Below are 16,145 nucleotides of genomic sequence, written 5' to 3' on the forward strand. Positions count from 1 at the left end.
CGCGTGCCGTTCAGGTACAGTTGTCCGCATCGTCCGCATTGATCTGCGTATAACCGGGCGTCGTCCTTCGTACTCTTCGCCAACCCATCGACTATCGTAATGTTCTTGCCACCGTCGTCTTCATTGCTCGCCGCGCTGCTCGACGGCGTCGCGCGTCGTTACCGGCTGCCGGCGCTCGCGGGGAGTTCCGAGTCGACGCAACCCGCCAGCCCCGCGACGATGCTCGCACTCGCGATCGAGCAGGCGTGCGAGGCGAAGTCACGCGGTGAAGCGCCCGACGCGGCCAACGCCCAGCATTTCACCGACGCGCTCGCGCAAGTGATCCGCGAAGCGCTGCGCCACAAAGCCGGCGACCCGGCGTTTCAGGCGCTGCTGATGCGGCATCGCTCGGACGTGGTGCGCGAATACGCGTCGCTGTCCGCACAGGCGAGCCACGACCGTCGGCAGATTCACGCGACCGTCAATACGATCGCTCATCCGGCCAAACAGGAGCGGCTGGGCGCGGGCCCGCAACGCGATGCGCTCGCGCGGCTGCACGCATCGGCGTTTGCCGACGCATGGGCGCAACTCGACACCGCCGTGCAAGCCTGCCTCGACACAACCGCGATCACTCACGACGCGACGTTGCGGCGCGGCCTCGCGCAGCTGCGCGACAGCGCCGAGTTGCAGCGCCTGCAGCGTCTTCACACGCTGGCATCGGATCAACGCGTGCGGGACTATCAGTCACTATGTGAGCGACAGGGACCGCGCCCCGGCAGTGCGAGCGCGATCGCGCGAGGCGCGAGTTCGAAACAGCGCGGCGCCGAAGTCGAGGCGCTGGCGAGCGAGTCGCTCGAACGACTCGCGCAGCGGCTGAATGAAGTCGAGCGCGAGGTGAAGAGAGCAGGGCGCGCGGACGACCCATACGTGTCGTATCGCGTGGTGAATTCGATGCGCGTGCCCGCGACGATTCCCGCGAGCCACGAGCGCGCGAAGACCGAATGGGATGTGGTGCTGCTGCGGCAGACCCGGCGGCAACCATCAACATCCGCCGACTCCGCCGCATGGGATCTATGCCTGCTGATCGAAGCCAAGGCTTCCGTCGATGCGGCCACCACCGATCTGCCGCGACTCCTGCGCGGTCTCACGCTGCTCGCGCAGGCCGACCCGACTCTCGTGTACGAGTTTCGGACCGAGCAAGGTACGGTGCGCGTGAACGGTGCATCGCTTGCCGCGTTGCAAACCGATGCCGTCGCGCTCGCGCGAACCGTGCTCTATTGCTGCGATGCATCCGCCGACGCGACGCCGCGCGTGCTGAGTCCCGCTAGCCGGATGCAATTGCTGTCGGCGCCGGCCAGTCTGGAATTCGCGAGCGCACTGGCGGACGGCCACAACCCGGCTTGCACGGAACTCGAACCGGTCTGGCGCGAGTTGATCGAAGCGCCGCGCTGGCGAGCAGTGCTCGGCCAATATTCGACGTTGCGGCAGGTTCGCGAGTTGATGGTGCATACGCTGGATCTGCGCGAAGCGGTCGACAATCTCGACAACCTCGGCAACGGGCACGGCTAAAACGAACGACGCGCGCTCGTCACTTCACAACTGCAGCGCCTTGTATTCCAGAAACTCCTCCAGCCCATACTTGCCGCCTTCGCGTCCGCGGCCGGACATCCTGAACCCGCCAAACGGCGCATCGGGATTGAACGGTGCGCCATTCACGTCGACCTGTCCCGCGCGAATGCGCTTCGCGACCTGGCGCGCGCGGAGCGGATCGGACGACCAGACCGCGCCGGCCAGTCCATAGCGGCTGTCGTTCGCGAGCGCGATCGCGTGTTCGTCGTCGTCGTACGGAATGATGCAGAGGACCGGCCCGAAGATTTCTTCCTGCGCGATCGTCATCCGGTTGTCGACGTTCGCAAAGACGGTCGGCTGAACATAGAAGCCACCAGCGGGAACCCCTTGCGGAAAATCCGTGCCGCCCGTCACGAGGGTGGCGCCTTCGGCGACGCCCGTTGCGATATGGGCGCGGACTCTCGCCGCCTGTGCCGCGGACGTGAGCGGGCCGAGCTTCGTGTCCGGCGCAAGCGGATCGCCTGGCGTCAGACGTTCGCTGGCGGCTTGAGCAAGCCGCGCGGCTTCGTCGTGCAACGCGCGCGGCACCAGCATGCGCGTCAACGCGGTGCAGGTCTGCCCGGAGTTCAGAAAGCAGCGGTTGACGCTCGCGCGGACCGCGAGCGCGAGATCGGCGTCGTCGAGAATGAGCGACGCGCTTTTGCCGCCGAGTTCGAGCGCCACGCGTTTCATCGCGGGCGCGGCAAGCTCGGCGATGCGCTGGCCGGCCTGGGTCGAACCGGTGAATGAAATCATGTCGACGTCGGGGTGCGCGACCAGCGGTTCGCCGACGCAAGCCGCCGTGCCGCTCACCAGATTGAAGACGCCGGCAGGCAACTGCGCCTGATCGACGATCTCGGTCAGCACGAACGCATTGCACGGCGCGACTTCAGACGGCTTGAGCACGACGGTGCAGCCGGCCGCGAGCGCCGCGGCCACCTTCAGCGCGATCTGATGGAGCGGATAGTTCCATGGCGTGATCGCCGCCACCACGCCGACCGGTTCGCGCAGCACCAGCGAATGACCGACCTGTTCCTCGAACGCAAACTCGGCGGCCAATTGCGCATAGTGCGCGAAGTTGCGGACGGGCAATTCCACCTGGATCGCTCTGGCGAGCTTCAACGGCATGCCGACTTCCCGCGCGATGAGGTGGGCGAGACGATCGGCGTGCGCGTTCAACGCGGCGGCAATACGCGCAAGAAACGTCGCCCGCTGAGCCGGTGGCGTGCCCGACCAGCCGGCCAGTGCCGCCCGTGCGTGAGCGACCGCGAGATCGACTTCACGCGCGCTCGCGTTGGGAATCCGGCCCATCACGCTGCCATGGCCCGCATCGAAAACATCTAACGAATCGGCATGCGCGGGCTTCAGCCACTTTCCGCCGATGTACACCTGATCGTAAGTCAGCATGAGTCCTCCTTTGCGTTCGTTTGCGACGCGCATCTTACGGCTCGCGTGCGTGCCTGTTCGGGGAGCCAGCGTGTCGTGTTGCTCACCGATTCCGGGTATCGCCGCGTGACTTGCGCGCCAGGCCGCGCGACTCACCGATCGATCCGTTCGCGCTACCTGCTTTCGGGGATAGACGTCATTTGTCGCGCGCCTATCCTTTCACTCACGCAGCAACAACGACGAACGGCGAACACGCGACATGCAGGTATCGCCGGAAAGACAAAACAGGAGGAGACAGTGGCGGCAAGTCCAGGTGATACCCCGTTGGACGACTCACGGGTCTACAGACGAATCGGCTTCAGGATCATGCCGTTTCTATTCGTGGTGTTCATGCTGTCGTATCTGGACCGCGTGAACATCGGCTACGCGAAGCTGCAATTCAGCAGCGAACTGCATCTGTCTGATACGGTGTTCGGGCTCGGCGCGGGGATTTTCTTCGTCGGCTATTTTCTGTTCGAAGTGCCAAGCAATCTGCTGCTCAAACGCTTCGGCGCGCGTCTGACGATTAGCCGGATCATGATTTTGTGGGGCATCGCGTCGACCGCGATGATGTTCGTGCGGACGGAAACGCAGTTCTACGTACTGCGTTTTCTGCTCGGCGTCGCGGAGGCGGGCATGGTGCCGGGCGTCATCCTGTATCTGACGTTCTGGTTTCCGGCCAATCGCCGCGCCCGCATGGTGGCGATCTTTCTCGCGGCCATTCCCGCATCAGGGATGCTCGGCGCGCCGTTGTCGGGCTTCCTGATGCATACGATGCACGAGGTCCACGGGCTGCGCGGCTGGCAGTGGATGTTCCTGATCGAAGGCCTGCCGTCGATCGCGCTTGGCATCGTCGCGTATTTCTATCTCGACGACAGCCCCGCCGACGCGCGCTGGCTGAGCGCCGGGGAAAAGCGCGCGATCGAACAGCGGCTCGCTCACGAGGCGGCCGTCGACAGCCACGCCGGCGGCTTTGCCAACCTGTGGCACGCGTTGCTGTCGGCACGCTTCTGGGCGCTCACCTTTATCTACTTCTGCAGCGTGGTCGGCGTGACCAGTCTCGCGTTCTGGCTGCCGCAGATCATCCGCGATCTCGGCGTGCTGAATTTCGTTTCGATCGGCCAACTCACGGCGATTCCGTACGTCGCGGCAGCGGTGGGGATGTTGCTGGTCGGCTGGTCTTCGGACCGTAGCGGCGAGCGTCGCTGGCACTTCGCGCTGAGTTGCGTGGCCGGTGCGGTGGGCCTCGTCGCGAGCGGCATGACCACGCTGACGCCGGCGCTGGCGATCGCCGGTCTCGCGCTGGCGGCGGCCGGCATCTATTCGACGCTGGCGATCTTCTGGTCGATGTCGGCGAGCTTTCTGCAGGGCATGGCGGCGGTCGCGGGGATCGCGGCGATCAACTCTATTTCGAATCTCGGCGGCTACGTCGGACCGGCGATGCTCGGCATGGTGCGCGACGCGACCGGCAAGACCGAGGCGGGTCTGTATCTGATCGCGGCGGGACTCGCGGTGTCGGGGCTGATCACGCTGACCTTGCCGAGGCCGCACGTGAGTCCGACCGATGCGAATGTCGATGCCGACACCGAAGCCGGCGCACCGTTCGCGGACGGCATGCAGCCGATCCCGGAACGTGTCACGACGAAACGCCATTGAGGTCCGCGCAACAGGCGCATAACGGGCGCGCAACCGCGCAACGACAGTATCGGCAGCAATCAACTGGAATCGATCTGAATCAACGGAAGGGGACTAGCGAGTGGAACAATCAGCTCAAAACGCGGCTCAGGCGGGTATCGGAGCCCTTCGAAAGGCGGGCGTCACGGCCGTGTTCGGCAATCCCGGCACGACGGAATTGCCGCTCATGCAGGCGCTCAGCGGGCAGCCGGAGATGCATTACTACCTCGGCTTGCAGGAGGGTGTATCGGTCGGGATGGCGGCGGGCTATGCGGCGGCGTCGGGCAAGCCCGGCGTGGTGATGCTGCATGCGGTGCCGGGCGTGTCGAACGGCTTGAGCCACTACTACAACGCGTTTCGCAACGGCCTGCCTGTGCTGATGATTTCGGGGCAATCGGATCGCGCGCATCAGTATCTGTCGCCGATGCTCTACGGCAATCTGGAAACCGCGACCGCCGCGTATTCGAAATGGACGTGGGAGGCGCGCACCGCCGAGGAAATTCCGGTCGTGATGGTCCGCGCGTTCAGCGAAGCAGCGGCGGCGCCGAGTGGCCCCACGTTTCTGAGCCTGCCGCTCGATCTGCAACTGCAGCCGGTCGAATCGTCCGACGGTCACGTTTTTGCGCAACCGCGTCTCGGCGCGGCGGCCGCGAGCGACATCGCCGAGTGCGCGCATCTGCTCCGACGCGCGACCAACCCCGCGATCGTCGCCGGCGATCTGATCGGCCGCAATCGTTGCGAAGCGGATCTGGTGCAACTCGCGACCAACGCGGGCTGCGCGGTCTACTGGGAACCGATGTCGCTGTTCGCCAATTTCCCCGCCGACAACCCCGCCTTCCAGGGCGTGCTGTTTCCGAGCGGAGAAGACTTCCGGCGCGTGTTCCGCGACCACGACGTGGTGCTCTGGTGCGGCAGCGATCTGCGCGCGCCGTTGCTGTACGACGGCACCTTGTGGCATGACGCCAGCACTGACGTGATCGTGCTGAGCGATCGTACCGCCGGCATCAGCGACGGTTTCGCGCCCGCGTTGCTGCTGGTGGGCGACCCCGCGGCGACGCTCCAGGAGATCGGCGGCGAGCTCGGCCTGGCCGGTTTCGACGCCGACGCGGCCCACGTGCGCGAGCGCCGCGAACGGCTCGCGAACGCGGCCGCCGCGCGTCGCGCGAAGATCACCGCGGCGGCGCAAAAGCGCGCGGCCCAGGTGCCGCTCGCGCCGGTCAGCGTGATCGACGAGATCCTGACGGCGCTGCCGCGCAATGCGATCGTCGTCGACGACGCCGTTTCCAACTCCGGCTGGGTCTCGATGTGCGGTCAGTACGGCGACGCTATTTCCTATCTCGGGCCATCGAAGGGCGGCGGCATCGGCTTCGGTCTGCCGGTCGCGCTCGGCGCCAAGGTCGCGCAGCCCGAACGTCCGGTCGTCGCGTTTCTCGGCGACGGCGCCGCGATGTATTCGATTCAGGGACTCTGGAGCGCGGCGCACCACGACCTGCCGGTTGTGTTCGTGATCCTGAACAATTCGAGCTATCGGATTCTGAAGGGCGGCATCCTGACGATGTTCGGCGATACGCACGATGCCGACGCGCTGGCCACCGTACCCGGTTTCGACCTGAATACGCCCGCGATCGATTTCGTCGCGCTCGCGCGCAGTTGCGGCGTGGCGGCGCGGCGCATCGACAGTCCGGGGCAGTGCGCCGACGCGATGCGCGAGGCGCTCGCTTCCGGCAAACCTTATCTGCTCGACATCGGCGTCGAGCGCGATGTGCGAAAAGTGCTGCGCTAATCAAGGAGTCAATCATGCTGGACCTGCAAACCACATCGGCCCCGTCGATCGGCTCGGCCACGGAAGTGAAACCGCGCCGCTGCATGCTGCTCGTGCCCGCGACCAGCGTCGCGCTGATTGCGAAGGCGGCGGCGACCGACGCGGACATCGTGATGATCGACTGCGACGACGCGGTCGTGTATGAGGATGCCGCCAAACGCCTCGCGCGCCGCGTGCTGATCGACGCGATGCGCTCGGTCGATTTTCGCGGCAAGGAAGTGGCGGTGCGCATCAACGCGACGGATACGCCGTGGTGGCGCGGCGATATCGAAGCCTGCGTCGAAGCGGGCATCGAAATCATCATGCCGCCGAAAGCGGACACGGCCGACGATCTGCTGGTGGTGACGAATTTCGTCGACACGCTGGCGGGCGCGGAGCGTCTGAAGATGTGGCCGATGATCGAAACGGTCGGCGCGGTGCTGAACTGCGAGGACATCGCGCGGCGCGTGCCGCGTCTGTCGGGGCTGTGTTTCGGCATCGGCGACTACACGGTATCGGTCGGCTCGCACTTCGTCGATACGCCCGACCGCGTGCTGTATCCGCTGTCGAAGCTGGTGTGCGTCGCGCGTTATCACGGCCTCGTGCCGCTCGCGCCGGCGGTCGCATTCTCGAACATGGGGCGCGATTCGATCACCGAGGAGTGGGGCACCTTCCTCAAGCGGCTCGGTTTCGAAGGCGCGCTCGTCGTGCATCCGCGTCACGTGCCGATCATCAACGCGATCTTCTCGCCGTCGCGCGAGGAGATCGACCTCGCGCTGGAGATGCAGCAGGCGATTACCGAAGCGCGCGCGCAAAACCGCGCGGCGGTGGTGATCGGCGGCAAGCTGATCGAGAAGGTCAATATCGACATCGCGGCGCGGACTCTCGCGATCGCCGCGAAGCTCGGTCTGGTCGATACATTGACGGGTGCCTGCGAATGAGCGGACAGGACATAACGCAGGGCGCTACACAGCGCGGACCGCTCCACGGCGTGCGGGTGATCGATTGTTCGACGGTGTTCGCGGGGCCGGCGGCCGCCGCGTATCTGGCCGACTTCGGCGCCGAGGTGCTGAAGATCGAGCATCCGAATGGCGACCACGCGCGCTTTTTCGAGCCGGTTCATCACGATGTGTCGCTGTGGTCGAAGCTGGTCAACCGCAATAAAGCGTCGATCACGCTGAATTTGAGCACCGACGAAGGGCAGGCGCTGTTTCGCCTGCTCGCCGCCGACGCCGACGTGGTGGTCGAAAACTTTCGGCCCGGCACGCTGGAGCGCTGGAACATCGGCTACGAACGACTCGCGGCCGCGAATCCGCGCCTCGTGATGCTGCGCGTCACCGCGTTCGGCCAGACCGGACCCTACGCGGCGCGGCCAGGTTACGGAACGCTCGCCGAGGCGATGAGCGGCATGGCGCAATTGATCGGCTATCCGGACCGGCCGCCGCTGCTGCCGCCGCTTGCGCTCGGCGACAACATCGGTGCGATCACGGGCGCGTTCGCGGTGACGGCCGCTTTGCTGAATCGCGAGCGCACCGGCGCGGGTCAGGCGATCGACCTGTCGCTCGTCGAACCGCTGCTCGCGGTGCTCGGTATCCAGACGCTGGTCAAGGACGCGACCGGGCAGACGCTCGAGCGCCAGGGCAACCGCGTGCAGCATCTCGCGCCGCGCGGCGCGTGGAAGACTCGCGACGAGCGCTGGATCTCGGTGACGGTCGGCAACGACAACACCTTCCGCAGCCTTGCCAACGCGATCGGCCAGCCGGACCTCGTCGACGATCCGCGCTTCTGCAGCAATCGCGCGCGGCTTGCTCATGTCGACGAGATCGAGGATATTCTGGCTGAATGGTTCGGCGCGCAGAGCCATCGCGACGCGATCGAAACGCTCGAACGCCACAACGTGTCCTGCGCGCCGCTTTACGACGCGGAGCAATTGCTCGACGACCCGCAATTTCGTAGCCGCGAAGCGTTCGTGCGGCTCGCCGACGACGAGCTGGGCGAGGTGCTGCTGCCAAACGTGATCGCGCGTTTTTCGGCGACCCAGGGCAGCATCCGTTTCGCCGGCAAACCGAAGGGCGCCGACAACCGTCGGGTGTTTGTCGAGCAGTTGGGTCTCACGTCGGACGAACTTCAAGCCCTCACGGAACGGGGCGTGGTCTAGGGACGAACAGATGGCAGAGAGTCAATTCGCGGGTCCGTTCCTCGAGCGGCAGCGTGAGCTCGAGCAACTGCTGCACGGTCTGCGCGAGGTATGCGGCGGCGCGGGACGATTCGTGGCGGTGTCGGGCGAGGCGGGCATCGGCAAGAGCCGCCTCGCCGACGAGTTCTGCATGCTCAGCGCAGCTCACGCGCGCATGCTGAGCGGCCGCGCGTATTCGGCGACCAGCACGACACCGTACGCCGTCTGGATCGACGCGCTCGACGCGCATCTGCGCGCGTTGAGCCGGCGCGACCTGTTGAACGTGATCGGCGAAAGCCACGATCTGCTGCGGCTTTTTCCGGCGGTCGCGGGCGATCTGCCGATCCCTGCTGCACCGCCGCGTTCCGGCGACATCGACATGGAGCAGACGCGCATCGTCGGACAGATGCGTTTTCTGCTCGCGCGTCTGAGTCAACTGCAACCGATTGTGCTCGTGCTCGACAATCTGCAGTGGGCCGACCGCACCTCGATCGAACTCCTGCATCACGTGGTGCGCGATCTGCGCGAGCAGCGCGTGTTGCTGCTCGGTCTGTTCCGGCGCGATGCGCTGACGCGCGGCGCGCAACTGAGCGGCTGCATCGAATCGCTCGAACGGCTCGGCCTTGCCGCGCGCATCGAGTTGGGGTCGCTCGGTGTCGAAGCGACCGGCGCGCTGATCGAGGCGGCGACGCACCACGCGTGGCCGGCCGATCTGGTTGCGCGTCTGCATGCGAAAAGTCAAGGCAATCCGTTTTTTATCGGCGAATTCGTCAAGCACGAGCTTGCGCAGAACCGTACAGGAGTGGCGCATCGCTATCCGCAGATCGATGCGCTGCCGGCGTCGATTGGCGAATTCATCAGCGAGCGTTTTCGCGGTCTGGTTGAGGATTCGCGGCGCACGCTCGCAGTCGCCGCGGTGATCGAAACGAAGATCGCCTATCCGTTGCTGCGCGCGGTGACGGGTTTCAGCGAGGAGCGCCTGCTCACCGCGCTCGACGAACTACTGGACCTGCGCCTGCTCGACGAACACGTCGACGACGGCGGCATCTACTACGAGTTTCATCAGCCGCTCGTACAGACCACCGTGTACGAAAGCCTCGGCGCGGCGCGTCGGCAGTTCCTGCATCGGATCATCGCGAAGGAGTTGATGGACAGCGCGGCGCCTGCCGAACAGGCGTCGCGGATCGCCCGGCATCTGCTTAGAGGCACGGCCGAAGGGCGCCAGGAAGACGCGTTGCCTTACCTGTTGCAGGCCGCGAACGATGCGGTGGCCTGCTTTGCGAACAACGAGGCGGTCGCGCTGCTGAATTCGGCGCTGCGGATTCTCGAACGCTCGAAGCCGGGCGCCGTGTCGCGCACCGAACTGGAATTGCTGCTCGGCGAGTCGTACAAACGGCTGGGGGATTTTCTGCACGCGGTCGACACGTGGCGCTCGGCGCTCGGCCACACGCTCGACGCACGCCAACGCGCGACGCTGCGCCGCTGCATCGGCCGGGCCTTGTGGCAGGCCGGCGCGGAAGCCGAAGGAATGCGCGAGCTACAGGCGGGCATGGACGAACTGGGCGAGGCGGCGCACAGCGTGGAAGGCGCGTTCCTGCGCCAGGAATTCGCGCAGGCGCGTTTGCGGCAGGGCGATATTCCGGGCGCGCTGCAGCAGGCCGCGATGGTCCTCGAACAGATCGACGAACACGAGGCGCCCGAACTGGTTTCGCGGGTCTACATCATCCAGTGCCTCGCATACGGACTGCGCGGCGATGGGCGACGCGCATCGCAGGCCGGCAATCGGGCGATCGGTCTCGCGGAAACGATCGCCTATCCGGGCGCCGCGTTTCTGGCCCACTACACGATGGCGGCGCTGCTGCGCTACGACGGCGAGCAGCGGCAGTTCGATGCGCACACGGCAGCCTGCACGCGGATTGCCGAGCGCATGCAGTCGCCGGCGCTCGCGACGTGGCCGTTATCGCTCAGCATCGAACGACAGACGATGTTCGGGCGGCTCGCCGACGCGGTGTCGATCGGCGAGCGGGCGGTCGATATCGATCGCGCAATCGATCAGGGCACGATGTTGCCGCGCTCGCTGGCGTTTCTCGCGGTGGCGGTGCGGCTCTCCGGCGATCCGGAGCGTGCCGCGCAGTACCTCGACGAAGCGCGGCGGCTCGTCGGTCTGCTGCACAAGACCGAATTGCGCACTGTCGTCGTGGTGAAAGGCGCGCAAGCGTATCTGGCCTTCCTGAATGGTCAGTTCGATGCCGCGCTGGAGCAGGCGAAGGCGTTGCTCGCGACGATCGCCACGCCGGAGCCGCTGAAGTTCTATCTACTGCATCCGCACGTGTTGCCCCTTGCCGCCGAAGCCGCCGTGCGCAGCGGCGAGGACGAACAGGCCAGCGACTATGTCGCGGCTATTCGAGCGTTGCAGGGCGGTGGTTTTCATCCGGCGCTGGCCGCTGCGCGCTATGTCGACGGTCTGCTGTCGATGCGGCGGCGCGACGATGCGCAGGCGCTCGTGGAACTGCGCGAAGCCTGCGCGATGTTCGAACGCGACAATCGCGTCTTCGATGCGGCGCGCGTGCGTGTCGACCTCGCGCGCGCGTACGGGCAGGGCGATGAGCGGGACGCCGCCGTGACGGAGCTGCTGGGTGCCGGCGAAAGATTCGCGGCCATCGGCGCGCTGCGCGAAGCGGCGGCTGCGGCGCGCGAGTTGCGGCGCTTCGGTCTGCGGCCTACGTTCGGCGTGCCGCGTCGTGCGAGCGGCCAATCGGTCAGCGCGCGCGAAAAGGAGGTTATCGCGCATATCGCCAAGGGTTTGTCCAACAAGGAAATCGCCGCGCGGCTCGCGCTGAGCGAACTGACGATCGAAACGCACGTGAAGAACATTCTGCGCAAGCTCGGCTTGCGTTCGCGAACCCAGGTCGCGGCGTACGCGATGCAGGAAGCGTCCGCCGCGAAAGCGTTGTAGTCGTGCGTGGTGGTGGGGCGAGTTGCGCCATTGCTGCCCGCATTCCATTCCGACATAGAACCAACAAGGAGACCCGACCCGTGGGAGTACGCGCCATTCTGATTGCGATGATCGGGGCTGCGGCGTTATGCGCGCAGCCGGCATCGGCACAATATCTCGTCAAGGAAGTGGGGAGTTTTCATATCGGCGGGCGCACGGTGACGCTCGATGGATTGCCGGCGCGCACGATCGTATTTTCTCCCGGCTCGCCGCCGGTGAAGGTCGATCCGAACGGCGAGTTCGACGCGTATCAGATGTACGTGCAATACGTGAAGCTCGAGCGGCCCGCGGCGAAGTATCCGTTGTTGCTGTGGCACGGCGGCGGGTTGACCGGCGTCACGTTCGAAACCAAACCGGACGGCCGTCCGGGCTGGCAGCAATACTTTCTCAACGCGGGCTACGACACGTACGTGTCGGACGCGGTGGAGCGAGGTAGGGCGTCGTTCGCGCAGTATCCGGAGATTTATTCGAGCGCGCCGTTTTTTCGCTCGAAACGGGAAGCCTGGGTTTTATTCCGCATCGGGCCGAGCTATGGCAACGATGGGCAACGGGTGGCTTATCCGGACTCGCGTTTTCCTGCCGCCAGTTTCGATCAGTTCACCAAACAGTTTGTGCCGCGCTGGTCGTCGAACGACGACGCGACGCAGCAGGCGTACAACGCCGAGGTCGACAAGGTGTGCCCGTGCATCGTGCTGATGCATAGTCAGGGGGCGAATTTCGGCTTCAATGCCGAACTGGCCACGCCGCAGAAGATCAAGGCCATCGTCGCGATCGAGCCGTCCGGATTTCCCGATCTGCACCACGTCGATTTACAGAAGCTCAAGGGCATTCCGCATCTGTTTATTTTTGGCGACCATCTGGTCGGACCGTTCTGGGAAAAGGTACACGCGAACGCGCATCGCTATGCGCAGGCACTGAGCGAGGCCAGCGCTCCCGTCACGTTTATCGATCTGCCTGCGCGCGGCATCCACGGTAACTCGCACATGCTGATGATGGACGACAATTCCGACCAGGTGGCTGCGATCGTCGATGGCTGGCTGCGTGCGAATACGCGTTGATGAGTGAACCGCAGCGCCGGTAGGGCGTTCGCGCTCTGCCTGCCGCCCGCGCCATTTCCGCTCAACGCTGCGTCAGATAATCGAGCAACGCCGCCGCGGCCGCCGCCAGTCTTTCGCGCTGCCGGAAGATCACGACCAGCTCGCGCATTGCCCAGCTTTCGTTGATCGGCAGAAGCCGCACGTTCAGCGTCTTGATGTACAGTTCGCCGATCTGCTGCGGGACCACGGCAAGGCCGAGGCCGACGTGGACCATCCGGCACAGCGCGTCCAGACTGCCGACGCGCACCTTCACGCGCAGCGTCGCGCCCAGCGCTTCGGCCTCGCGTTCGAGCAGTTGCGTGAGCGCCGCTTCGCTGCCGAGACCCACCAGACTCTCGCCGGCAAAATCGGCGAGTCCAACCACCGTCTTGCGCGCGAGCGGATGACCGTTGGGCACCATCAGCACGAGACGGTCGGTGCGATACGGAATGTGCTCGAACTTCTCGACGCCCGGCACGAGATTGCAGATGCCGAGATCGACGTTCAGTTCCTGCACGCTGCTCATCACCTGGCTCGTGGTCAGTTCCTCGATCTCGATCTCGACATCGGGAAACGCGCGCTGAAACGCGGCGATATCCTCAGGCAGAAACTGCACGATCGACGACATGTTGCCGACGATACGTATCGTGCCTTTCGCGCCGGTCGCATAGCGCGACACGTCGGCGCTCAGATATTCGATCTGCTCGATTACCGCGAGCGCGTGCCGATAGATCATCTCGCCGACCGGCGTCACCGAAATACCGCGCGACTCGCGATGAATCACCGGCAAGCCGATCGCCGCTTCGATTTCGGTGATGCGCCGGCTGACGGCCGACGGCGCAATGCATTCGCGCTCTGCCGCGCGGCCGATATTCTGTTCCTGACAAACCGCAACGAACAAACGCAGCGAGGTGAGATCGAGTTTTCTGATCAGGTTGTGCATGGTGGGGGCCCGCTTGAATTCCCATCAGCATAGCGGGGAATCGGCAAGGCAAGAAGCGGGCGGGTGATGATGTACCGCGGGGAGGTGCCGCAGGAGGCGCAGTGGGAGGTATTACGGCGCGCGGAGGACTGAACCGTGCGCCGTGATTTAGCGGACTTCAGCGAGCCACGGGAAGCGCTGCAGATGCGTCGCTTCGAAGCCGCGGATCTCGTCGGCTTTACGCAGCGTCAGCGCTATGTCGTCGAGGCCGTTCAGCAGGCAATATTTGCGGAACGGGTCGAGCTCGAAGGGCAGTTGAATCGCGCCGTCCGCGGTGCGGATGGTTTGCGCGTCGACGTCGATATGCAGACGAAACGCCGGCGTCGCATACAGCGCGTCGAATAACGTGTCGACGTTTTTCTCGTCGAGCGTGATCGGCAGCAGCCCGTTCTTGAACGAGTTCTGGAAGAAGATGTCGGCGAAACTCGGCGCGATCAGCACGCGAAAGCCGTATTGATCGAGCGCCCACGGCGCGTGTTCGCGCGACGAACCGCAACCGAAGTTCTTGCGCGTGAGCAGGATCGACGCGCCCTGGTATTGCGGCTGGTTCAGTTCGAACGTCGGGTTCAGCGGACGCGTGCTGCAATCCTGCCCGGGCTCGCCGTGGTCGAGATAACGCCATTCATCGAACAGGTTCTGACCGAAGCCGGTGCGTTTGATCGACTTCAGGAACTGCTTCGGGATGATCGCATCGGTGTCGACGTTCGCGCGGTCGAGCGGCGCGACCAGACCTTCGTGCTGGACTATCTGTCTCATGTCGGGGACTTCCTTGAATGGTTACCAGTGGCGCACGTCGACGAAATGTCCGGCCACCGCGGCGGCCGCAGCCATCGCAGGGCTGACCAGATGCGTGCGGCCGCCCGCGCCTTGCCGGCCCTCGAAATTGCGATTCGACGTCGATGCGCAGCGCTCGCCGGGTTCGAGCCGGTCGGCGTTCATCGCCATGCACATCGAGCAGCCGGGCTCGCGCCACTCGAAGCCCGCGGCGATAAAGATCCGGTCGAGACCCTCGCGTTCCGCCTGGGCTTTCACGAGTCCCGAGCCGGGCACGACCATCGCGAGCTTGATGGTGTCGGCCTTGCGCTTGCCGTTCAGCACGGCCGCGGCGGCGCGCAGATCTTCGATGCGCGAGTTGGTGCACGAGCCGATGAAGATCTTGTCGAGACGGATCGCGGTGATCGCGGTGCCCGCTTCGAGCCCCATGTAGGCGAGCGCCTTGCGCATGCCGTCGCGGCGCGTCTCGTCGTGTTCGGCGGCGGGGTCGGGGATGCGGGCGTCGATCGGCACCACCATTTCCGGCGACGTGCCCCACGTCACCTGCGGCACGATCGCGCTCGCATCGATCTCCACCACCGCGTCGAATGCGGCGTCGTCGTCCGAGCGCAGCGTGCGCCAATACGCTTCGGCCTGTTCCCACATGGCGCCTTGCGGTGCGTAGGGACGGCCGCGCACGTAGTCGATCGTGATGTCGTCGACCGCGATCATGCCCGCGCGCGCGCCGGCTTCGATCGACATATTGCAGATCGTCATGCGACCGTCCATCGACAACGCGCGAATGGTCGAGCCCGCGTATTCGATCGCGTAGCCGGTGCCGCCCGCCGTGCCGATCTTGCCGATCACCGCGAGAATGATGTCCTTCGGCGTGACGCCCGGACCCAGTTCGCCTTCGACGTTGACGAGCATCGATTTCATCTTGCGCGTGACGAGCGTCTGCGTAACGAGTACATGCTCGACTTCCGAGGTGCCGATGCCGTGCGCGAGGCAGGCGAGCGCGCCGTGCGTCGAGGTGTGCGAATCGCCGCAGACGAGCGTCATGCCCGGCAAGGTCACGCCCTGTTCGGGGCCGACCACGTGCTCGATGCCCTGGCGCGGGTCCGACATGCCGAAAAACGTGATGCCGTGTTCGTTCGCGTGTTTTTCGAGCGTGTCCACCTGCAGGCGCGCGATGGGGTCGCTGATGCCGGCCGCGCGCGCGGTCGTCGGTACGTTGTGATCGGCGACCGCGAAGTTCGCGAGCGGTCGCCACGGCTTGCGCCCGGCCAGCTCGAGACCTTCGAAGGCCTGCGGGCTCGATACTTCGTTGATGATATGGCGGTCGATGTAGAGCAGGGACGTGCCGTCCGCATCGGTGGCGAACGCGTGAGCGTCCCACAGTTTGTCGTAGAGCGTTTTTCGCATGGTTATGGGGAAAAAGAATCGTGGGGGTGGACCGGCTGCCCGAGGGTTCTATGCTAAAACCGCGCCGCGTGGACGGTCGTGATGATTTGCGATGGCTGGCTTCGCGATCTGACAGGCTTCTTTTCGATGCATTTCGAATCGAAAAGACACGACGCGGGTAGTCGTGACCGGTGCGCTGCAGCGGCTCATCCAAACCTCCACAGTATAATTAAACACTACTATATAAATACGGAGGAAGCGGTGGAGACCAG

Annotated in this window: 11 protein-coding genes; 7 read left to right on the forward strand and 4 right to left on the reverse strand. The window is 65.1% G+C overall.

Annotation, left to right across the window (positions count from 1 at the left end; genetic code table 11):
* Positions 1 to 99: 99 nt before the first annotated feature.
* A complete protein-coding gene (locus HHL14_RS15770) occupies positions 100 to 1,548 on the forward strand; it encodes a 3-deoxy-D-arabino-heptulosonate 7-phosphate synthase (protein WP_169498542.1) in 1,449 nt (482 codons plus the stop codon).
* Between the two features lie 24 nt (positions 1,549 to 1,572).
* Here HHL14_RS15770 and HHL14_RS15775 read toward each other — a convergent pair whose 3' ends face one another.
* Positions 1,573 to 2,994: an aldehyde dehydrogenase family protein gene (locus HHL14_RS15775; protein ID WP_169498543.1), complete on the reverse strand. Its 1,422-nt coding sequence runs from the start codon at positions 2,992 to 2,994 to the stop codon at positions 1,573 to 1,575.
* Between the two features lie 345 nt (positions 2,995 to 3,339).
* Between HHL14_RS15775 and HHL14_RS15780 the strand changes: the two genes are divergently transcribed.
* From HHL14_RS15780 to HHL14_RS15805, 6 genes are all read left to right on the forward strand, one after another.
* Positions 3,340 to 4,668 carry an MFS transporter gene (locus tag HHL14_RS15780; protein WP_169498544.1) on the forward strand — a complete coding sequence of 443 codons (1,329 nt, stop codon included), beginning with the start codon at positions 3,340 to 3,342 and terminating at the stop codon, positions 4,666 to 4,668.
* 100 nt (positions 4,669 to 4,768) lie between these two features.
* A complete protein-coding gene (locus HHL14_RS33815; protein ID WP_169498545.1) occupies positions 4,769 to 6,469 on the forward strand; it encodes a thiamine pyrophosphate-binding protein in 1,701 nt (566 codons plus the stop codon).
* A 14-nt stretch (positions 6,470 to 6,483) separates the two neighbouring features.
* Positions 6,484 to 7,428: an HpcH/HpaI aldolase/citrate lyase family protein gene (locus tag HHL14_RS15790; protein ID WP_169498546.1), complete on the forward strand. Its 945-nt coding sequence runs from the start codon at positions 6,484 to 6,486 to the stop codon at positions 7,426 to 7,428.
* On the forward strand, positions 7,425 to 8,645 hold the full coding sequence (locus tag HHL14_RS15795) for a CaiB/BaiF CoA transferase family protein (protein WP_169498547.1): 1,221 nt from the start codon (positions 7,425 to 7,427) through the stop codon (positions 8,643 to 8,645). Before HHL14_RS15790 ends, HHL14_RS15795 begins: the two co-directional genes overlap by 4 nt.
* A gap of 10 nt (positions 8,646 to 8,655) precedes the next feature.
* Entirely contained in the window at positions 8,656 to 11,619 is a 2,964-nt protein-coding gene (locus HHL14_RS15800; RefSeq protein WP_169498548.1) for a helix-turn-helix transcriptional regulator, read from the forward strand.
* A gap of 80 nt (positions 11,620 to 11,699) precedes the next feature.
* A complete protein-coding gene (locus HHL14_RS15805; protein ID WP_329601668.1) occupies positions 11,700 to 12,716 on the forward strand; it encodes an alpha/beta hydrolase family protein in 1,017 nt (338 codons plus the stop codon).
* Between the two features lie 61 nt (positions 12,717 to 12,777).
* On the opposite strand, the gene HHL14_RS15810 is transcribed toward HHL14_RS15805, so the two are convergent.
* From HHL14_RS15810 to leuC, 3 genes are all read right to left on the reverse strand, one after another.
* Positions 12,778 to 13,677, reverse strand: a complete 900-nt coding sequence (locus tag HHL14_RS15810) for a LysR family transcriptional regulator (RefSeq protein WP_169498549.1) — start codon at positions 13,675 to 13,677, stop codon at positions 12,778 to 12,780.
* A gap of 147 nt (positions 13,678 to 13,824) precedes the next feature.
* On the reverse strand, positions 13,825 to 14,472 hold the full coding sequence (gene leuD / locus HHL14_RS15815; RefSeq protein ID WP_169498550.1) for a 3-isopropylmalate dehydratase small subunit: 648 nt from the start codon (positions 14,470 to 14,472) through the stop codon (positions 13,825 to 13,827).
* Between the two features lie 21 nt (positions 14,473 to 14,493).
* On the reverse strand, positions 14,494 to 15,894 hold the full coding sequence (gene leuC / locus HHL14_RS15820; RefSeq protein ID WP_169498551.1) for a 3-isopropylmalate dehydratase large subunit: 1,401 nt from the start codon (positions 15,892 to 15,894) through the stop codon (positions 14,494 to 14,496).
* Between the last annotated feature and the right edge of the window lie 251 nt (positions 15,895 to 16,145).

The organism is Paraburkholderia antibiotica, from assembly GCF_012927125.1.
In the GTDB taxonomy this organism is placed as follows: Bacteria; Pseudomonadota; Gammaproteobacteria; order Burkholderiales; family Burkholderiaceae; genus Paraburkholderia; species Paraburkholderia antibiotica.

Excerpts from the sequence above, each read along its gene's own strand:
- HHL14_RS15795 (WP_169498547.1), top strand. The coding sequence starts at position 7,425 with ATGAGCGGACAGGACATAACGCAGGGCGCTACACAGCGCGGACCGCTC.
- HHL14_RS15770 (WP_169498542.1), top strand. The coding sequence starts at position 100 with ATGTTCTTGCCACCGTCGTCTTCATTGCTCGCCGCGCTGCTCGACGGC.
- leuD (WP_169498550.1), bottom strand. The coding sequence starts at position 14,472 with ATGAGACAGATAGTCCAGCACGAAGGTCTGGTCGCGCCGCTCGACCGC.
- HHL14_RS15790 (WP_169498546.1), top strand. The coding sequence starts at position 6,484 with ATGCTGGACCTGCAAACCACATCGGCCCCGTCGATCGGCTCGGCCACG.
- leuC (WP_169498551.1), bottom strand. The coding sequence starts at position 15,894 with ATGCGAAAAACGCTCTACGACAAACTGTGGGACGCTCACGCGTTCGCC.
- HHL14_RS15800 (WP_169498548.1), top strand. The coding sequence starts at position 8,656 with ATGGCAGAGAGTCAATTCGCGGGTCCGTTCCTCGAGCGGCAGCGTGAG.
- HHL14_RS15780 (WP_169498544.1), top strand. The coding sequence starts at position 3,340 with ATGCCGTTTCTATTCGTGGTGTTCATGCTGTCGTATCTGGACCGCGTG.
- HHL14_RS15810 (WP_169498549.1), bottom strand. The coding sequence starts at position 13,677 with ATGCACAACCTGATCAGAAAACTCGATCTCACCTCGCTGCGTTTGTTC.
- HHL14_RS15775 (WP_169498543.1), bottom strand. The coding sequence starts at position 2,994 with ATGCTGACTTACGATCAGGTGTACATCGGCGGAAAGTGGCTGAAGCCC.